The following is a 16,311-nucleotide window of genomic DNA, read 5'->3' on the forward strand; positions in this document are numbered from 1 at the left end:
GAACTCCGCGTCGGCCCCAGCTCACGACGGGAGCAACAGCTGAGCGCAGCATTCCGCATCCGGACGTGAAGCCGCACACCGGCCACGAGGAGCTCGGCCAGCGATCAGCCCGGGGGGTCGACGATCGTGGGTCCTCGCCGCCCCCAGGTCGGAAGCGCAGCACATCGAGGGAACGACGGCCACCGGACACAGTCGAACGTCGTGATGCCCAGGTCGAGGGCCGTGCAGACGCACGAGGTGGCGGCGTCTTGGCCGATCTGCGCGCCGTGCGTGGTCCAGTTTCCGCATGCCATCGCGCTCACGTACATGCCGGAGTCGCCGAGCTTGCGGTACTGCATGGGTTTCCTCTTCGGACGGTGGGGAAGTGGGGAGTCAGGGAGTGCCGGCGCGGAGCCGCGGGGCGGGGCGGTCGATCCGCGCACCACAAGGTGCGGTTCGATGCGGCAGACCGCTGCCGAGGTGCCGGTGAGCGCGGCCAGGAGGGACTCAGCGGCCAACCTGCCCTGCTCGGCGACCCCGTGGTTCATCGTGCTGAGACCGACGGCACCAGCCAGCTCGTGGTTGTCGTATCCGACCACCGAGAAGTCGCCTGGAACGCGCAGACCGGCGTCGCGCAGCGCGCACCGACGACGCCCCCGCCCGCTCGGAACCGACGAGGGCGACGACCTGTCCCTGTGACTGCAACGCCCCCAGCTCCCCGGGCGTCAGCTGGAGGGCGATCACGAGCGCCCCGTCAGTGCGGCCGCGCAGGCGGGGCCCTGCGAAGAAGTCGGCGCGCAGCTCCGGTGTGGACAGCTCGGTCAGCAGGACGTCGTACCCTTCACGGCTCAGCACCCGGCCGTCGGCGGCGATGACCTCCGCGAACAACCACTCCGAGAGGATCGGGACCACCACCGCGACCGCCGCCCCGGTCCGTACCGTCGCCAGCTCCGAATGAAGATGCGGTCATTTCGGGGGGCGGCGCGAGGCGTGAGCGCGACCACCTTCCGCCCTCGGATTGACCGTTGACAGCCACGAGGTAACGCGCGTAACCTCAGATTCGCTCGTTGACTAACGCGCGTTAGTTGGGTGGCGGCAGTAACTATCAGGACGGTCGAGGGAGACCATGCGCGCATCAGGCAAGAGCCGCAACGTGACGATGAGTGATGTCGCGCGCCACGCCCGCGTCTCGCGCACCGCCGTCTCCTTCGTCCTGGCCGGACGCAGCGACACGAGCGTCTCCCCGCAGACACGCGACCGCATCCTCGACGCCGTCCGCGACCTCGGCTACCGACCCAACGCCGGCGCCCGAGCCCTGGCCGCCCAGCGCAGTGGCCTCTTCGGCCTCATCACAGAGATCGTCACCGCACCGTTCGCCGTCGACGTCATCAAGGGTGCGCAGGAGCGAGCGTGGGAGGACCGCAAGTTCCTGCTCATCGCCTCGAGCGAGGACCGCGCCGACATGGCGGAGGCAGCGGTCGAGAAGCTTCTCGAGCAGCGCGTCGAAGGACTGCTCTACGCCGCGACCTGGCACCGCGCGGTCCAGGTGCCCAAGGCCGCCGGTGAGGTGCCGACCGTGCTCGTCAACTGCTTCGACGCCGAGGGACGCTTCCCGTCGGTCGTACCCGACGAGATCGGTGGCGGCCGACGCGCCACCGAGCGACTTCTGGCCGCCGGCCACGAGCGCATCGGCTTCATCAACCTCGACCCCGGCATCCCGGCCGCGGTGGGTCGCCTCGAGGGCTACCGCCAGGCTCTCACCGACGCGGGCATCCACCCCGACCCCGACCTCGTCATCTCCGGGCACGCGACCGCCGACAGTGGCTACGACGCAGCCGGACGCCTGCTCGACCTTCCCGATCGCCCGACGGCCCTCTTCTGCGGCAACGACCGCATGGCCATGGGCGCGTACGACGCGGTCCGCGAGCGCGCGCTGCGCATCCCTGAGGACATCGCGATTGTCGGCTTCGACAACCAAGAGCTGATCGCCGCCTACCTGCGGCCCGCCCTGACCACGGTCGCCCTCCCCTTCGAGGAGATGGGCCGCACTGCGGTTTCCCTGCTCGGCTCGCTGATCGCAGCCGGCGACCAGGGCAAAACAGACGGACAGCCGATCGACACCAAGGTGACGATCGACTGCCCGCTGCTCGAAAGGTCATCGGTCCGACCGTGAATCGGACCGACGACGTGTCTCCAGCAAGGCCACACAGCCACAACCAGAGAGAAGGAATCATATGGCACGGTCAGCCGTCTCGAGGCGGGCTGCGCTCGCCCTCGCCGTAACCACCGCGGCCTCCGTCGCGCTCGGCGCCTGCACTTCCGGCAATGCCTCCGGCACCGCGGCCGGCGCTGCGACGAAGGGAGCCCTGCTCACCATCCCGCGTGAGGACATGGGCACCTTCACCCGCAACTTCAACCCGTTCTCGCCGAATGCACTGCCGATGACGCAGCAGGCGATCTACGAGCGGATGTTCATCTACAACCCGGTCAAGGGCGAGGCCGTGCCGTGGCTCGCGCAGACATGGGAGACGTCGAAGGACGGTCGCACCGTGACCTTCCACCTCAACCCGGCCGCCAGGTGGTCCGACGGCAAGCCGCTCACAGCCGAGGACGTCGCCTACACCTTCTCCCTCCAGAAGAAGGTCATGGGCGGCTTCGACTACCTCGCGAGCGCCAAGGCGGCCGACGCGCAGACGGTGCAGTTCACCCTCTCCAAGCCGTTCTCGCCCGCGCTCTACGAGCTCGGCCAGCAGGTCATCGTGCCCAAGCACGTGTGGGAGAAGGTCAAGGACCCGGCCAAGGAGACCAACCCGACTCCGGTCGGCAGCGGGCCTTACACGACCGTCGCCGCGTTCACGCCACAGTCGTTCGACCTGACGAAGAACCCGAACTACTGGCAGGCCGGCAAGCAGAACATCCCTGGCATCCGCATGCTCGCTTTCGCCGGCAACGACCCCGCCAACCTCGCGACGACCAACGGCGAGACCGACTGGGCGGACCAGTTCGTGCCGAACATCGAGAAGACGTTCGTCGCCAAGGACCCAGCGCACCGGCACTACTGGTTCCCGCCGGTCGGATCGACGATCCACTGGCAGCTCAACACGACCAAGGCGCCCTACGACGACGTCCGGGTGCGCAAGGCGCTGTCGACGGCCGTCAACCGTGACCAGGTGGTCAAGGTCGGCATGAGCGGCTATGCCCAGCCGGCTGACTGCACCGGGCTCTCAGGTGGCTACAACACCTGGCGCGACGAGTCGGTCGCGGGCGCCTGCTCGTGGACCAAGTTCGACGTCGCGGCGGCCAACGCGGCCCTCGACGCGGCCGGCCTGCCCAAGGGTGGCGACGGCTTCCGCACTCTCACCGACGGCAAGCCCTGGGAGGTCAGGATCTCGGTCGGCAGCGCGTCGTCCGACTGGCTCTCGGTCGCCAACGTCATCGCGCAGAACCTCGCCGCTGTGGGGGTCAAGGCACGCGTTGACAGCAAGGACTGGGCGGTCGTCGTGGCCGGCTACGAGGACGGCAGCTTCGACACCGGCATCGTCTGGAGCAACGGCGGACCGACGCCGTACCAGTACTACCGCGGCGTCATGTCCACCGAGACAGTGAAGAAGGCCGGCGAGAAGGCAACCGAGAACTACCACCGCTTCGGAGACGCGGCCGCCGACAAGGCCCTCGCGGCCTTCGCCGCCACCAGCGACGAGTCGGCCCAGAAGCAGGCGGCCTCGCAGCTGCAGCGGATCTACGACGAGACCGCCCCGGTCGTGCCGCTCTTCAGCGGCCCGGAGTGGGGCCTCTACAACGACGTCCGCTTCACCGGGTTCCCGACCCAGGACAACCCGTACGCGACGCTGCTCACCCGCGGCAACACGGCGGTGCTCGTCCTCACGACGGTCAAGCCCCGCGCCTGACCCGCACCCGCCGCGGGGGCCCTCCGGCCCCCGCGGCGCCCACCGTCCAACCCGCCACCCGGCTTGCCCCGTGGCTGTCCGCCCCCACTTCGGAAGGAGGCTGACGACGGCATGCGTTTCGTCCTACGCCGACTCGGCTTCTACGCGATCGCCTTCTGGGTCTCGATCACGCTCAACTTCATGCTTCCGCGCCTCATGCCCGGCGATCCCGTCTCGCGGATGCTGACCCAGTCCGGGGCGCGGCTCGAGCCGGACCAGGTCGAGCAGCTGCGCCGTCTCTTCGGTCTCGACGAGCGTCCCGTCGTCGAGCAGTACCTCTCCTACGTCGCGAGCATCTTCCGCGGCGAGATGGGCGTGTCGATCTCGCGCTTCCCGACCCCGGTCTCGGAGGTCATCTCGTCGCAGATCGGCTGGACGATGCTGCTCGGGCTCACCGCCCTCGTCGTCGCGGCGGTGATCGGCACCGTCCTCGGCGCGCTCGCGGCGTGGCGGCGCGGCGGCTTCCTCGACTCGGCGCTGCCGCCGGTTCTCGTCTTCGTCGGCTCGTTCCCGTACTTCTGGCTCGCGATGGGCGCGCTCTACCTCTTCGGCGTGACCCTCGGCTGGTTCCCGCTGCGGCACGCCTTCGACGTCGGCGTCGTGCCGGAGTGGTCGGCACCCTTCGCGGCCAACGTCGCCACCCACCTCGTGCTGCCTGCCCTGACGATCGTCCTCGTCTCGGTCGGCGGCTGGATGCTCGGCATGCGCAACGCGATGATCGCCACCGCCTCCGAGGACTACATCACGATGGCGGAGGCCAAGGGCCTGCGACGCGGACGGATCATGGTCCGCTACGCCGCACGCAACGCCCTGCTGCCCAGCGTGACGTCCTTCGGGATGTCGCTCGGCTTCATCGTGGGCGGCGCGCTGCTCACCGAGGTCGTCTTCGCCTATCCGGGAGTGGGCTACCAGCTGCTGGCCTCGGTGCAGGCGCTCGACTTCCCGCTCATGCAGGGGATCTTCCTGACGATCACTGCCGCCGTGCTCATCGCGAACTTCCTCGTCGACCTCGTCTACGTCCGTCTCGACCCGCGCGTGCGGGTTTCCTGAGAGGAGCAGCCCCGTGCCCTCCGTCACCGACCCTGCGCTGGCTCCCGCCAGCGCCTCCGCTCTCACCGCGCCGGCTGCACCAGGCGCTGGGCCCCCCGCCCCAAGCCGAACTTCGTCTGTGGCGCAACGCTCGTGGGTCCCGGCCGTCGCCCGCGGGGGTCTTCTGGGAAGCCTGCTGCGCAGCCCGAAGGCCGTGGTCGGCCTGGCCTTGCTGGCAGTCTTCGCCATCCTCGCGCTCCTCGCGCCGGTGCTCGCTCCCGGCGACCCGTCGACCATCGGCGACCTCGCCTCCGAGGCGCCGAGCGCGAGCCACTGGCTCGGCACGACAGCCAAGGGCCAGGACGTCCTCGCGCTGACCCTGTGGGGCGCTCGCAGCTCGCTCGCCGTCGGCTTCGTCGTGGGAACCGCGGCCACGCTCATCGGTGTCGTGGTCGGTCTGGCGGGGGCCTACTTCGGCTCTGTGGTCGACGACGTGCTCTCCCTCGTCACCAACGTGTTCCTCCTGCTACCGGGGCTGCCGCTGCTCGTCGTGCTCGCCGCCTTCCTGCCGCCCGGCGCCGCGACGGTGGTGCTCGTCCTCGTCGTCACGGGATGGGCCGGCAGCGCGCGGGTTCTGCGAGCGCAGGCGCTCTCCATCCGTGGCAAGGACTTCGTGGCGGCCGCGATTGTCTCGGGGGAGCGGGCCTGGCGGATCATGTTCCGCGAGATCCTGCCCAACATGGCGTCCGTCGTCATGGGGACGTTCCTCGCGTGCGTCATCTTCGGCATCGGCGCCCAGGCCGGCCTGGAGTTCCTCGGCCTGGGTGACAGCTCGGTCGTGAGCTGGGGCACCAACCTCTACTGGGCGAGCAACGACGGCGCGCTCATGTCGGGCGCCTGGTGGGCCTTCGTCCCCTCCGGCCTGTCCATCGCGCTGGTCGCCTTCGCGCTCGCCCTCGTCAACTACGGCGTCGACGAGGTGACGAACCCGCGGCTACGAGGCCGCCGACGCCGGAAGGCGTCTCGCGCCACGTCGCGACCCGTTGCCACACCTCAGGCTGCGGTCACGGAGGTGACCCGATGAGTGCGCCGCTGCTCGAGGTCGAGAACCTCACTGTCGAGTACGCCGTCGGTGACCGACCCGTCGTCGCCGTGCGCGACGTCAGCTTCGCCATCGGCGAGGGCGAGGTCTTCGGCCTGGCCGGTGAGTCCGGGTGCGGCAAGTCGACGATCGCGATGGCCGTGCTGCGCCTGCTCAAGGAACCCGCACGGGTCACGTCGGGCTCGATCCGCTTTGCGGGCGAGGACGTGCTCGGAATGGGTGAGGCTGCGTTGCGCCGCTACCGGTGGCGCCGCGCGGCGATGGTCTTCCAGAGCGCGATGAACTCGCTCAACCCGGTGCTGACGATCGGCGAGCAGCTCGGCGACGTCTTCACCACGCACGAGGGTGCCACGCGTCGTGAGGCCCGGACGCGCAGCGCCGAGCTCCTCGAGCTCGTCGGCATCGACGCATCCCGGCTGCGCTCGTACCCGCACCAGCTCTCGGGAGGCATGCGCCAGCGCGTCGTCATCGCCATGGCGTCTGCGCTGCGGCCCGCGCTCCTGGTCATGGACGAGCCGACGACCGCGCTCGACGTCGTCGTCCAGCAGGAGATCATGGCCCAGATCCAGCGGCTCCAGCGCGAGCGCGGTTTCTCGGTCCTCTTCATCACGCACGACATGTCGCTCATGGTCGAGCTGTCCGACCGGATCGCCGTCATGTATGCCGGCCGGGTCGTCGAGCTCGGAGCCGCCGGACGCGTCTTCGACCAGCCCGAGCACCCGTACACGAAGTCCCTGATGAGCGCCTTCCCGCCGCTGCACGGGCCCCGTGTCGAGCTCGTCGGGCTGGCGGACCGGGTGCGCGCCGCGGGCGGGATGTCCGACGGGTGCGGCTTCCACCTCGTGTGCCCGTCCGACCGGTCCGACTGCTCGACAAGCATTCCCGACCTGCGCGAGTTCGAGTCGGGTCACTGGGTGGCCCGGTCCGGCTCGACAGGCGCCGTCCGAGCCGCCACGACGACACCTGTCCCCGCCACGAACGGAGCCGGACAATGACTCTCGCCCCACCCACCACAGCGGCCCCAGCAGCCGGCGCGGCGGCCGAGCCCGTCGTCCGGGTCCGCGGCCTGGTCAAGGAGTTCCGTCTCGGCGGGCTCTTCTCCCGCAACCACCTGCGTGCGGTCGCCGGAGTCGACCTCGACCTGCCGCGGGGCTCGATCGTCGCGCTCGTCGGGGAGTCCGGTAGTGGCAAGTCGACGATCGCCCGGTGCCTGGCGCGACTCGAGCAGCCAACGGCCGGCTCCGTCGCCTTCGACGGCGTGGACGTGTTGCGCACCGAGCGGAGACGTGCGAGCCGCGCGTACCGACGTCGGGTGCAGATGGTGTTCCAGGACCCGTTCGGGTCGCTGAACCCTGCACATCGCGTCGAGCACGTCCTGCGCCGGCCACTCGAGATCCACGGGCACACGACGTCCGCGCGGGAGACGCGCGCACGGCTCGTCCAGCTCATGGACGCAGTCGGGCTCGACCCCGCGCTGCTCGACCGCTACCCGCATGAGCTCTCCGGAGGACAGCGCCAGCGCGTCGGCGTGGCCCGTGCACTGGCCGCGGAGCCGGACGTCATCCTCGCCGACGAGCCCACGTCGATGCTCGACGTGTCGGTGCGCGTCGGTCTACTCAACCTCCTCCGGCGGCTCCGGGACGAGCGCGGCATCGCGATGCTCTACATCACCCACGACCTCGCGTCGGCGCGCTACGTCGCGGACACCACGAACGTCATGTTCGCCGGCGAGCTGGTCGAGGGCGGGGAGTCACTGACCCTCATGGACGAGGCCGACCATCCCTACACGCGGCTGCTCCTCTCCGCCGTGCCGGACCCCCGCCGGGTGACGGCGCTCGACGCCGACCAGCGTCGGGAGCTGCGCGAGCAGGTGCTCCACCCGACGGACTGCCCCCACGGCGACGACTCCCAGAACGCTTGCAGCGACAAGGATCCCGTGCACCACTGGCTCTCCCGGGAGCCGGGCCGGGAGCACTGGGTGCGCTGCCACCGCTACACGCCGGCCTCGCCCATCGCAACGCGAGTCATCGCCGAGGCGGCGTCCGCCGCCGGTGGCGACGACTCCGAGCCCACACCGACCGCGACCAACGCCGCACCGCCGAGGACCTGAAGCTGATGACGACCACCGACCTCCCGCGCCCCGACCGCAACACCACCGCCCCGGCCGCGGCCGCCGGCCTCGGGCCCGACCTCGTCGCCGATGCTGAGGCCGACCCCCACCGGCCGCGGTTCCACTTCCTCGCGCCGGCGGGATGGCTCAACGACCCCAACGGCCTGTGCCAGTGGGGCGGCACGTACCACCTCTTCTACCAGTACAACCCGTACGCGCCAGTGCACCACCGCATCCACTGGGGGCATGCCTCGAGCCGCGACCTCGTCACGTGGACCGATGAGCCGGTGGCTCTCGTGCCCGACGACACCGGTCCCGACCGCGACGGCTGCTGGAGCGGCGTTCTCGTCGACGACGCCGGCGTGCCGACGATCGTCTACTCCGGAAGGCGTGAAGATCGCGAACTGCCCTGCGTCGCAGTGGGTTCCCCGGACCTGCGCACCTGGGTCAAGGAGCCGGCGAACCCGGTCATCGACGACACGCCGGCCGGTCACGACGTGCCCGCGTTCCGCGACCACTGCGTGTGGAAGGAGGGTGACGTGTGGCGCCAGCTCGTCGGCTCCGGGGTGCGCGGCCGGGGCGGCGCAGCGTTCCTCTACCAGTCGACCGACCTGCGCGACTGGACCTTCGTCGGTCCCCTCGTCGTGGGCGACGCCTCCATCGGGGCACCGGGCGACCCGGACTGGGCGGGCACCATGTGGGAATGCGTCGACCTCTTCCAGCCACCGACCGCCGATGCTGACGCCGTGGCCGACGTGGACCCCGTGTCGCCGGCCTCCCACGTTCTCGTCTTCTCGGCCTGGCACGAGGGCGTGACCCACCACCCGCTCTACCTGACCGGCGCCTACGCCGGCGATACGTTCACGCCCGAGGCGGTCCACCGTCTCGACCTCGGTGGCCGCTACTTCTACGCCCCGCAGAGCTTCTCCGACGACCGTGGACGACGCATCCTGTTCGGGTGGCTCCAGGAGGGGCGCACGGATGACGACGCCATCGCCTGCGGATGGTCTGGTGTCATGTCGCTGCCCCGCCAGGTCGTGCTCGGGCCCGACGGCGAGCTGTACCTCTCACCCGTCGAGGAGGTCGCATCGCTGCGCGGCCGCGAGCACCGGGTCGAGGCCACCGAGCTGACGCGTGACGCCGCGACCGGTCTCGGACGCGGCGACCAGCTCGACGTCGAGTTCACGCTGACGCTGGGGCCGGACTCGGCGGCCGCCCTCGCGGTGCGTGCAACCGACGACGGCGAGGAGGTCACCGTGCTCGAGATCGCCCGCGGCCCAGAGGGTTCCACGGCAGGCAGCGTACGCCTCGACCGCTCGCGCAGCAGCCTCGACGGGACAGTCGACGCAACGGACCGCGCCGGGACCGTGACGGTAGGCGACGACGGGCGGGTCGAGGTCCGCGTACTCATCGACCACTCGGCGCTCGAGGTCTTCGTCAACGGCCGGGCCCTCACCGCCCGCGTCTACCCGAGGCGACCGGATGCCGTCGGCTGCTCCCTCACGCTCCTCGGCGGCTCGGCGACGCTCGCCGGTTCGTCGAGCTGGGAGATGCGCGACATCTGGGGCGGCGCGCGAGCGCTCTGGCCGGAGGTGTGACTGCCGTGCGCCGGAACCGGAACGAGTCAAGCGCCCGGCTCGCCCCGGGGGCAGGCGATGACGCCAAAGGACGTCCAGACCGGACGGAACACACCGCCGTCCGTCGCTCTCAGCGGCGACGGTCACAACGCGACGGGCACGTCGCTGGGCACCACCTGCTGTGCCGGGTCGGCCGGCGCCACCTCGCCGGCCACCACGGAGACCCACACGAACGAGCTCACCCAACGCCGTTCGGGGCGAATCCAGCCTGAGCCATCCGCCACGTCGTGACCTGCCCCGCACGGTCGTGACAAACGTTGAAGAAGGATCTGCAGAGATGTTTCGTTCTTTCCTCGTCGTGATCGCGGCCGCGGCCGCCACGACAGTCGCTGTGCCCGCTGCCGCGGTCACGCCGACCTACCCCTCTGGAACCACTCAGTGGCGGCCCACCTATCACTACACGCCGGCCGCCAACTTCATGAACGACCCCAATGGCCTCATCAAGTACAAGGGTGTCTACCACCTCTTCTACCAACACAACCCGTCCGGTGACACCGCGGGCAACGGGTCCTGGGGCCACGCCACCAGCCCCGACCTCGTGCACTGGACCGAGCACCGGATCGCGATCGCTGCGGACGCCGACGAGCAAGTCTGGTCGGGAAGCGTCGTGCTCGACCAGGCCAACGCCTCGGGGTTCGGCAGCGCGACCAACCCTCCACTGGTCGCGATCTACACCAGTCGTGACAACCACACCGGTCTCCAGCGTCAGGCGCTGGCATACAGCCTCGACGCCGGTGAGACGTGGACCAAGTACGCCGGAAACCCCGTGCTCGACATCGGCTTGCACGACTTCCGTGACCCCAAGGTCAGCTGGAACGAGGAGACCGGCCGTTGGGTCATGGTCGTGGCCAAGTCCGTTGAACGGAAGGTGGGAATCTACTCCAGCGCCGATCTGAGGTCCTGGCGCCACGAGAGCGACTTCGGTCCTGCAGGAGCGACCGGCGGTGTCTGGGAGTGCCCCGACCTCTTCGCGCTGCCCTACAAGAACGCGGCAGGGGTCGTCACGAAGAAGTGGGTACTCACCCTGAGCGTCTCAGGCAAGGTGCAGTACTTCGTCGGCGACTTCGACGGCTCCACCTTCACCTCACCGGACGCTTCGTACACCCCCCCGGCCGGGAAGGTCATCAACGACTTCGAGGGCGACACATGGGACCCAGGCTGGACCACGACCGGAACCGCATTCGGCAACGGTCCGGACACGCCACCCGCCGACGTCTTCGGCGCGATGGGCAAGAAGTACGTCGACAGCTACGGTGACGGGGACTTCCAGACCGGCACCCTGAGCTCACCGGACTTTCAGATCGACAAGCCGTACCTCAACCTTCTGGTCGGCGGCGGTAGCTACCCCCACATCGACGGAGCATCCAAGGCCCCGCCGGAGGGTGACCTGTTCGCCGACTTCGAGGCCGACGGGCTCCAGGCCGGATGGACCGGGACGGGCAGCTTCACCGACCTGGTGAACACGACGTGGAGCGACCTGCCGGGCCGAGTCGGTCGCGGCGTGCTGGACACGTGCTGGGCGGGCTGCGACCCGGCCGTGGGCACCGTGCGTTCGCCCGACTTCACGATCAGCCGCGACTTCATCAACTTGCTCGTCGCCGGGGGCAACCACCCGCTGTCCGGACCGGAGCCGACCGCGGTGTCCCTGGTCGTCGACGGCCAGGTCGTGAAGTCCGAGACGGGGGACAACTCACCCAACATGAACTGGCGGGCTTGGGACGTCAGCACCCTGCGCGGCAAGACCGCCCACATCGAGGTGACCGACCAACGCACCGCCGACTGGGGCCACATCATGCTCGACCACATCGTGTTCTCCGACAAGGCTGCCGCGCCCTGGAGCCAGGAGACCACCGCCAACCTCGTCGTCGACGGCCAGGTGGTGAGGTCGGCCACCGGCACCAACAGCCCCTCGCTCGACTGGACCTCATGGGACGTTGCCCAGCTGCAGGGCCGGACCGCGCACCTGGAGTTCGTCGACGACGCCACCGGTGGCTGGGGGCACATCTACGCCGACCAAGCCATGTTGGCCGACGCACCGGCACTTGACACCGTCACCCGCACGCGATGGATCGACCACGGCGCCGACTACTACGCCGCGGTGACCTTCAACGACCTCCCCGGCGACCGACGGGTGCAGATCGGGTGGCTCGGCAACTGGGACTACGCCAACTCCACGCCCACCTCGCCCTGGCGGGGTGCGCAGTCGATCTCGCGCGAGCTGACCCTCGCCGATGTTGGTGGCCGGCCCACCCTGGTGCAGAAGCCGGTCGTGGAGCTGAACAAGAGCCTCGGCAAGGCAGCTACCCAGAGTGTCAGGGGGCTCACTGGTAGCCGGACCCTCGGCCTGCGTGGGACGGCGCTCGACCTCGACGTCACCCTCACTCCTCACGGAACGAGCGACGCCGGTGTCGTGGTCCGAAAGGGTGGAGCCGAGGGGACCCGCATCGGCTGGTCCGACGGCCAGCTCTACGTCGACCGGACCGCCTCGGGCGAGGATTCCTTCAGCCCGGTCTTCGGCCGGACCCAACGTGTCGCTGTGCCGCTCGTCGACGGCCAGGTGAAGCTGCGCATCCTCGTCGACCGGTCCTCCGTCGAAGTGTTCACCCGTGATGGTCGGGTCGCGATCACCGACCTGATCTTCCCCGACCTCTCGAGCGACGGCATCGCTGCGTACGCCGTGGGCGGCGCGGTCGACGCGAAGGTGGTGGCGCGGCCGATCAACTAAGTCGTGAAAGCTCGGTGCAGCCCTGTTCTAGTGCTCGCACAGCGCCTCGAACAGCTCGAGGCCCGAGTCGACGAGACCTGCTCCGCACAGGGCCTCGGCAGTGGATTCTGCTCCGATCGCATGACATCCGACCGCCGAGGCCCTGGTGCGTCGCCCCGGTCGCGACCATTTGGCCATGGGTTGGCACTCGCTCACCCGCGACGTGGTGTCCAGCGCGGACTCACGGCGGGGACGAACCGCCGGCCTCCGGACTCTCAGTCGAGATCGTGCGTTACCTCAAGGCCCACCGCGATCGGTCGGCCCGTGTGTTCGAGACGCTCAGCTACTTCGACGCCGCGATCCTGGCCCGGAAGGCCACGTCACCGGCCTTGTTCTCGGTGGCCCTCATGGACCAGACCTGCCCGCCATCGACGGTCTTCCCGCGTTCAACTCCTACGCTGGCCCGAAGGAAATGGTGGTCTACGAGTACAACGACCACGAAGGAGGCCAGGCCTTTCAGCAGGTGAGGCAAGCGGACTGGCTCGCGAGATTGCACGAGGACGCAGGGACGAGCAGGCCATCGCGGCCGACCCCGTGGCGCTGCTCGGACTGATTCGGCTGGTCGTGCTGCGCTCCTCGAGCTGACGTGTCAGCAACGATGAGATGACCCGATGCTCCACCGCTTCGGCAGGCGCTGAGCGCGCACGCCGGCGCCAACGGCCGTGCGATCGAGCAGCCTGAACCTCAGGCAGGTCCGGTAAGCAGCGCGACGGTCCCCGCCCCGACTGCTCGAACGAGCGGATCGCAGCCTGAGTGGCCGACGCGCTGAGATCTCCGGTCGCCTCCGGGGCATTCGAGACTGACCTCCAGGCTGCGGCTGTGGGGACGTGGCACGCAGACGTACTGTGTCGGTGTGATGTTCAGCCGAGACCTTCGCGGCGCGGTGGCGCGCGGCGAGCTCACCGTCTCGGTCCGGCTGTGGAGTCGTCCGCAAGTCAGGGTCGGTGGCCGCTACCCGACCGCTGGCGTCCTGATCGAGATCGACTCTCTCGAAGTTCTGCCCTTCTCCGCGGTGACCGACGATGATGTCCGGGCCTCGGGAGAGACCGATCGGGAGGCACTCCGGGTGAGGGCTGCTCACTCGGGTCCGATCAACGACGGCACTCTGGTCTACCGGGTCGAGTTCCATGTGGTGTAACCACTCCGAGATTCACGACGGCCGACGGGCTGTGGAACCGGCGCCAGGCTCAAAGCGGTACGCGTCGCGGCACACAGTGCTGCGCGTCCGCGCGGGGACGCGAAGGAGCGATCGGATGGGGTCCCGATGGCCAGGCGTGATCCGGGTGCCGCAGTCGTGCTGTCCCCTTGGCTCGTGGTGTCGGCGGGCAGCTGGTCCCAGGTGAGCGGGATGCAGGACGGCCCCGAAGATCCTGTGACGCGCGGGGTTGATGCGCGTGAGGGGATGGCGGAGCTGCGGCGGCTGATCCGGGCAGAGGCCGCTCGCGGGCCGACTGACCACGCAGGGGTAGCGGGCCAGCTGCATGGGTTGTGTGCAGCGCTGGTGCGCGTGCTGCCGGCCACCGGCGCCGGGGTCAGTCTCTGGGGTTCGGGGGGGATCGGCGGGGGAATCGCGGCACATGCCGGGCCTGGAACCAAGGAGTTGGAGGAGCTGCAGTTCACCCTGGGGGAGGGCCCGTGCATCGAGGCGTGCTCGACCCGGCGCGTCGTGCTCGAACCGGATCTGTCAGGGCGCGGCACTCGACGCTGGCCCGGTTACGGTCCGGCCGCCTCGGCGGCGGGGGCGGGTGCCGTGTTCGCGTTTCCGCTCGGGGCTGGCTCTGCTTGTGTCGGGTCGTTGGACGTGTACCAGGCAGCGGAGGGTTCGCTGCCCCCTGCCGCACTGCGGCAAGGGTTCTGGTTCGCAGAGATTGCCTTGGAGCTGGTGCTGAACGGGCAGAGCCTGGCCGCCCCGGGAGCGCTGCCTCCGGGGCTGGATGACGCCCTGGCGTATCGGCTGGAGGTGTACCAGGCGCAGGGAATGATTACGGTTGACCTTGGCGTCAGCCTGGCTGAGGCCATGTTGCGGCTACGTGCGTACGCATTCGCGGTGAACCGGCCGGTCAGCGATGTCGCGCACGACATCGTCGATGGAAGGCTCAGGCTGGATCGTGACCCTGAACGGGTCGACAATGAGGTTCGCGGGCTCGAGGAACGCGAGGACCGTGAGGACCCTGATGCCTTGGATGGCCTGGATGGTTCGGATGGTTCGCATGGCTAGGGCATGGACGGCAGCGGGGTGTGCCGTCGTTGCGGCGAGGATGCTGACGGGATCCGGACGGGAGAGGCGAGGCCGATGATCGCGATCGAGAAGCTGGCGGAGGTCTTCGTCGAGGTGGCCGACACGCTGGTGGATGACTTCGATGTCATCGAGTTCCTCGAGGTTCTCACCCAGCGCACCGCGCAGGTGAGTCTCTCCTCGGCGGCTGGGCTGGTCCTGTCCGACCCACGCGGCCACCTCCAGTTCGTCGCCGCCTCCCGAGAGTCGGTGCACCTGCTTGAGCTGTTCCAGCTGCAGAACGACCAGGGCCCCTGCTTGGACTGCTTCCGCTCGGGCCGCCCGGTCGTCAACGGTGACCTGGACGGGAGCGAGGCTCGGGACCGGTGGCCCTCGTTCGCCGACCGAGCGATCGAGCTCGGGTTCCGTTCGGTGCACGCGTTCCCGCTTCGCCACCAAGGCGTCGTGATCGGGGCGATGAACCTGTTCTCCAGCGAAGTCGGCCGTCTCGACGAGTCCGACGCGCGGGTCGTTCAGGCCCTCGCGGACGTGGCCACCATCGGCATCCTGCAGGAACGCACGATCAGGGCCAAGGAGGTACTGACCGAACAGCTGCAGGCGGCCCTGGTCAGCCGGATCACCATCGAGCAAGCCAAGGGCGCATTGGCCCGCAGCTGGAACGTCGACGTCGACGCGGCCTTCACGGCGCTGCGCGACTACGCCCGGACTCACCACCTGCGGCTCAGCGAGCTGGCCCACGTCGTCGTCACCGACCCCGGACGCCACCCCGGCCTCACCAGACCCAGCTGAGCCATCCGCTGTCCGGAACCTTTCCATCCAGAGCCCGGGACGCGAGGCGGCTGCGAGCAAGGGCGGCGCTCCCCGGTCGCTAGGTCGGTGGGAAGAGCATCTGGATCCCTCACACGGCGGCCGTCATCGGGGTTACTCTGAAAGACGGTAGCCCCAGACCCCGGCACCTGACAGAGCGCCTAGCGAGCTGAGGTACCGGTGGTGGGCAACCATGCACACGTCACCGTCACGGTGACCTCCCCAGCCTGCGTCGATCCTGCTCATCCGCCAGGGCAACAAGGCGTACGGGCCGCCTCCGGCGTCGAACCCGCGCCCGGTTCGTCTTCCGCGCCCGCAGAGGAAGCCGTCGCGGTCCGCGCGCTACTCATCGCGCTCGCTCAGACGCCAGCCGCGATCTGCAGCCGCCTTTCCTGGTTGCCACGGACGATCAGTTTTGGACGTGCTCCACCGCTCCGGCCTCGACGGCCCGCCCAGCCCCGGCCCTTCATCCCCGGCGCCCCCAGTCTTGGCCCCTTTCCTTCCGGCCGACCTACGCCACCGTCACGTGCCTTCATCACCAACCCAGAGAGCGGCCAGCATGACCACACAGGCCATCGGAGACACTCCCCGCCGAGCGTCTGCACACTCCGCCACGCGCCCCTCGCGCCCCTCGCGCCCTGAGGCAGCCACCGAACCACCATCCGCCGCGAACCGGGGCAACACCAGCAGCAGAAGCAGC

12 protein-coding genes and 2 pseudogenes are annotated in these 16,311 nt (G+C 69.5%); 12 read left to right on the forward strand and 2 right to left on the reverse strand.

What is annotated here, in order from left to right; translation table 11 throughout:
- Positions 1 to 104: 104 nt before the first annotated feature.
- Both H9I49_RS23105 and H9I49_RS24675 read right to left on the reverse strand, forming a co-directional pair.
- Positions 105 to 338 (reverse strand): hypothetical protein, encoded by a 234-nt coding sequence (locus H9I49_RS23105; RefSeq protein ID WP_188032766.1) that lies wholly within the window; start codon positions 336 to 338, stop codon positions 105 to 107.
- An 81-nt stretch (positions 339 to 419) separates the two neighbouring features.
- Positions 420 to 617: pseudogene (locus H9I49_RS24675) on the reverse strand (substrate-binding domain-containing protein); the annotation flags it as partial.
- Positions 618 to 1,105: 488 nt separating this feature from the next.
- On the opposite strand from H9I49_RS24675, the gene H9I49_RS23115 reads away from it, so the two are divergent.
- The 12 genes and pseudogenes from H9I49_RS23115 (at position 1,106) to H9I49_RS23170 (ending at position 15,593) form a co-directional block, all read left to right on the forward strand.
- Entirely contained in the window at positions 1,106 to 2,152 is a 1,047-nt protein-coding gene (locus tag H9I49_RS23115) for a LacI family DNA-binding transcriptional regulator (RefSeq protein WP_223129150.1), read from the forward strand.
- Between the two features lie 61 nt (positions 2,153 to 2,213).
- Positions 2,214 to 3,887 carry an ABC transporter substrate-binding protein gene (locus H9I49_RS23120; protein ID WP_188032767.1) on the forward strand — a complete coding sequence of 558 codons (1,674 nt, stop codon included), beginning with the start codon at positions 2,214 to 2,216 and terminating at the stop codon, positions 3,885 to 3,887.
- Positions 3,888 to 3,998: 111 nt separating this feature from the next.
- The gene (locus H9I49_RS23125; RefSeq protein ID WP_188032768.1) at positions 3,999 to 4,976 is read left to right on the forward strand and encodes an ABC transporter permease; all 978 of its coding nucleotides are present in this window, start codon (positions 3,999 to 4,001) and stop codon (positions 4,974 to 4,976) included.
- A 118-nt stretch (positions 4,977 to 5,094) separates the two neighbouring features.
- Positions 5,095 to 6,039: an ABC transporter permease gene (locus tag H9I49_RS23130; RefSeq protein WP_188032769.1), complete on the forward strand. Its 945-nt coding sequence runs from the start codon at positions 5,095 to 5,097 to the stop codon at positions 6,037 to 6,039.
- Positions 6,036 to 7,052, forward strand: coding sequence for an ABC transporter ATP-binding protein (locus H9I49_RS23135; RefSeq protein WP_188032770.1), 1,017 nt, complete (start codon positions 6,036 to 6,038; stop codon positions 7,050 to 7,052). The genes H9I49_RS23130 and H9I49_RS23135 overlap by 4 nt, the downstream gene beginning before the upstream one ends.
- The gene (locus H9I49_RS23140) at positions 7,049 to 8,167 is read left to right on the forward strand and encodes an ATP-binding cassette domain-containing protein (RefSeq protein ID WP_188032771.1); all 1,119 of its coding nucleotides are present in this window, start codon (positions 7,049 to 7,051) and stop codon (positions 8,165 to 8,167) included. The genes H9I49_RS23135 and H9I49_RS23140 overlap by 4 nt, the downstream gene beginning before the upstream one ends.
- A 5-nt stretch (positions 8,168 to 8,172) precedes the next feature.
- The gene (locus H9I49_RS23145) at positions 8,173 to 9,765 is read left to right on the forward strand and encodes a glycoside hydrolase family 32 protein (RefSeq protein WP_188032772.1); all 1,593 of its coding nucleotides are present in this window, start codon (positions 8,173 to 8,175) and stop codon (positions 9,763 to 9,765) included.
- A 316-nt stretch (positions 9,766 to 10,081) separates the two neighbouring features.
- Positions 10,082 to 12,529: a GH32 C-terminal domain-containing protein gene (locus H9I49_RS23150; protein ID WP_188032773.1), complete on the forward strand. Its 2,448-nt coding sequence runs from the start codon at positions 10,082 to 10,084 to the stop codon at positions 12,527 to 12,529.
- A gap of 266 nt (positions 12,530 to 12,795) precedes the next feature.
- Positions 12,796 to 13,121, forward strand: a pseudogene (locus H9I49_RS24160) (acetylxylan esterase).
- Between the two features lie 303 nt (positions 13,122 to 13,424).
- On the forward strand, positions 13,425 to 13,706 hold the full coding sequence (locus tag H9I49_RS23160; protein WP_188032774.1) for a hypothetical protein: 282 nt from the start codon (positions 13,425 to 13,427) through the stop codon (positions 13,704 to 13,706).
- A 210-nt stretch (positions 13,707 to 13,916) separates the two neighbouring features.
- A complete protein-coding gene (locus H9I49_RS23165) occupies positions 13,917 to 14,786 on the forward strand; it encodes an ANTAR domain-containing protein (RefSeq protein WP_188032775.1) in 870 nt (289 codons plus the stop codon).
- A 75-nt stretch (positions 14,787 to 14,861) separates the two neighbouring features.
- Entirely contained in the window at positions 14,862 to 15,593 is a 732-nt protein-coding gene (locus H9I49_RS23170; protein WP_188032776.1) for a GAF and ANTAR domain-containing protein, read from the forward strand.
- Positions 15,594 to 16,311 lie beyond the last annotated feature (718 nt).

Source organism: Terrabacter sp. MAHUQ-38, assembly GCF_014518425.1.
GTDB lineage: Bacteria > Actinomycetota > Actinomycetes > Actinomycetales > Dermatophilaceae > Terrabacter.